The organism is Microbacterium sp. Leaf351 (assembly GCF_001423825.1).
Taxonomy (GTDB): domain Bacteria; phylum Actinomycetota; class Actinomycetes; order Actinomycetales; family Microbacteriaceae; genus Microbacterium; species Microbacterium ginsengisoli.
The window spans coordinates 35,528-38,520 of record NZ_LMPK01000023.1 but is presented as its reverse complement, the minus strand read 5'-3'; the positions used below and the strand labels follow the sequence as shown (position 1 = coordinate 38,520).

Here is a 2,993-nt window from a genome sequence, read left to right as displayed (position 1 = left end):
TGACGATCGGCGTGCCGGCAGCCGAGATCGGAGCGAGTCCGGTCAGCAGGTTGGTCTGGCTTGTGGGGTTGACGATGTAGCAGTCGTAGCCTTCGGTGGCGAGGGCGTTCAGCTTCGCCGCCTGACCCGAGTCGTCGGTGACGTTGTCGGCGGCGACGACCGTCAGCGAGACGCCGTCCTGGGTCGCCTCAGCCTGGGCTCCCTGCGCCATCGCACCGAAGTAGGTGTTGTCGAGCGGCTTCAGCACGAGAGCGATCTTGATGGATCCGGAAGAACCGGTCGATGACGGAGTCGATGACGACGAACAGCCCGCGAGGGCCGTCACTAGAATCGAAGCCGTCGCGACAACGACGAGGCCGGCGCTGCGCTTGCGTACGAAAAGGGACATCTCTTTCTCTCCTTTGAGGGTGGGGATTGGTCCGCCTGTCACGCGGTGACGCGATGGCTGGTTGCAGCTGGGGTTCCCATACACCGCTGCAGCCAGCCGTTCTTCTGCCTGGCCCCGCGTCAGGGCCGTGGGCTCATCCCGGCGAGGAACCGGCGAGGAGCGGCGNGCGGGGGGCACGCGCCGGATCTGCCGAGCGGTCAGCGAGCAACTCCATCGTGCGCGCGGCCACTTCATGAGCGGGGACGACCCCTTGCGTGGGCTTGAGGCCGGTGTAGGTCGCCTCGCCGATCGAATCGATCGTGGTGACCAGCACATCGCGAGGGATCTGGAGACCCAGCCGAGAGATCGCGGCGATGACGCCCCAGAACATGCGGTTGTTGGTCGTGAACACCCCGAACGGAGGCGTGAGATCGCGGAAGATGCGGATCGCTCCCGCGGCGGCGTCGTCGGGGGTCACGTGCTCACCGGACACCCGTTCGACAAGGCCGGCACGTCGCATCGCCGACTGGTATCCGCGCTCGCGTTCGGCGACGGACGAGACGGATCGACGCCCGGCGACGAGCACGACATCGCGCATCCCGTGATGCCGGACGAGGTGCTCGACCAACCGGTCGGCGGCGCGGTGGTCGTCCGCGAGCACATGATCGGCGAGACCCTCGACGGCGGGCACCGTACGATCGACGATCACCGTCGGAATCTCGTGCACGGCATCGGGGAGGCTGGGCGCTCCGGCCGGAAGGACGATCAGGCTGTCGACTCGCTGTTGGCGGAATGTGCGCAGGTATCGCTCCTCCTGCGCCTGCTCCTCGTCGGAGTCGCCGAGGAGCAGGGTCGGACTCGCGGATGTCAATCTCTCCTCGATCGCGCGCGTCAGCAGACTGAAATAGCCGTTGCGCACGTCGGGGATGATCAGGCCCACCGTGCCCGAGCGGCGGGTGCGCAGTCCGGCAGCGGCTGCGTCGCCCACGTAGCTAAGCGCAGCCACCGAGTCCATGACCCGGCGACGCGTCGCCTCGGTGACGTACTGCTCGCCGTTGAGTACGCGGGAGACCGTCTTGACGGAGACCCCCGCATGCTCGGCGATGTCGACGAGCCGTGCCGGCGGTCGGAGCCCGGAGGCTCCTCGTTCGGAACTCATTCGCGCCACCACGAAGGCGATGATCCACGGGTCATAGCTCGTCCTCTCGCCTCTCACGATCGTGCGGCGCTTGTGGCGCCCGGCACGAAGGTCGTCCCGGTCATGTCGACGACATCCGCCGGCGGATACTCTTCCGCATCCCACCAGCCTGCGGCGACGCCGGCGATGAGCGCTGCACCGCGTGAGACTGCTTCACGCTCGGATGCCATCGCGAGGTTGCCCGTCGCCCGGTGCATCTTCGCCTCCACCCAGCGCCGCGAACGCAGTCCCCCGCCGATGAGTAGGGTGCGTCCCGTGACGCCGGCCATGCGTCGCATCTCGACCTCCGCCTGCGCGGCGGCGGCGGCGTACCCCTCGAGGGTGGCCGCCCATGCGACCTCCGGCGCGACCTGCCGGACGTGCTCGGGCACGTCGCCCGCCTGCATCGAGAGCAGGTCCTCGACGGCGAGCGGCTCAGCCTGCACGCGGATGGCCGCGAACTCGATGTCGTTGCGCGTGCCGCCGACATGCTCGAGGAGGGACGACATCGCAAGGCCCGGCCGCAGCGTCTCCCACAGCAGCATGTGCCGCGATGTGCCGGGCCACGCCGTGAGCGTGAGATCGCCCGGAAGGGCGGGCGCCACGGGATGCGGTGCACCCTTCACTGCCTGCCAGCTCACGACCAGGGGCTCCCCGGTTCCGAGCGAGTCGATCACCTCGTTCTTCTCGCCGCCTGCGCCGACCACTCCGACGGGGTGGTCGTGTCCGGCGATCGTGACCGGGATACCCGCGGGCAACCCGCTCCACTCCGCCCCGGGCCCGCCGATGCGCCCGAGCAGGGTGCCCGCTTGGCGTGCCGGCGCCCACGCGATGTGGTCGAGTCCGACGGCGGCGAGGATCTCGCGATCGTATCGATGGGATATCGGATCGTATGCGCCGCTCGTCGCAGCGAGCGACTGCTCCTGCCCGAGGGCGCCCGTGAGTCGCCAGAGCACGACCCCGGCGACGCCCGTCCACGTGCCCTCGACGACGGCTCCTGCCTGCTGGAGCCACCCGAGCTTCGCGATGCTCGTGACGTCTCGCGCCTCTCGTCCGGTTCGCCGCAGGATTTCCGACGCACCGAAACGGGAGAGCAGGGTTTTCACGACCGACGCCCCGCGCCGGTCGTGCCAAGCGACGAGAGGAAGATCGGTCGGGCCGTCGGCGCGAATGGTGGTTCCCGTCTCACCCATGCTGGCGATTCCGACTCCCGCGACCCGGTGTCGCAGCTCACCGAGGTGGGCAACGGCGTCGTGAACGGCGTCGAGCAGAGCAGTCGGAGTCATCTCCACGCCGCTGCGGTTCGCGACGAACGGCGTCGGAGCGGTACCGATGCCGAGCGAGCGTCCGTGTCGATCGACGGCATTCGCCTTGATCGAGGACGTACCCAGGTCGATGCCCAGGAGCAACTCGTCGCGCATGATTCCAGGTCTCCTTCGACGCCGGTTC

At 68.8% G+C, this 2,993-nt stretch carries 2 protein-coding genes and 1 pseudogene; all 3 read right to left on the bottom strand.

Annotated features, from left to right (window positions below; translation table 11 throughout):
- A pseudogene (locus tag ASG00_RS17715) lies at positions 1-388 on the bottom strand (substrate-binding domain-containing protein); the annotation flags it as partial.
- 166 nt (positions 389-554) lie between these two features.
- Positions 555-1,526 (bottom strand): LacI family DNA-binding transcriptional regulator (locus tag ASG00_RS07880; RefSeq protein ID WP_235559438.1); only part of this gene is annotated, 972 nt, incomplete at its 3' end.
- A gap of 53 nt (positions 1,527-1,579) precedes the next feature.
- Complete coding sequence (locus ASG00_RS07875) at positions 1,580-2,965, bottom strand: FGGY family carbohydrate kinase (RefSeq protein WP_056208255.1); 1,386 nt, start codon at positions 2,963-2,965, stop codon at positions 1,580-1,582.
- Positions 2,966-2,993: the final 28 nt, after the last annotated feature.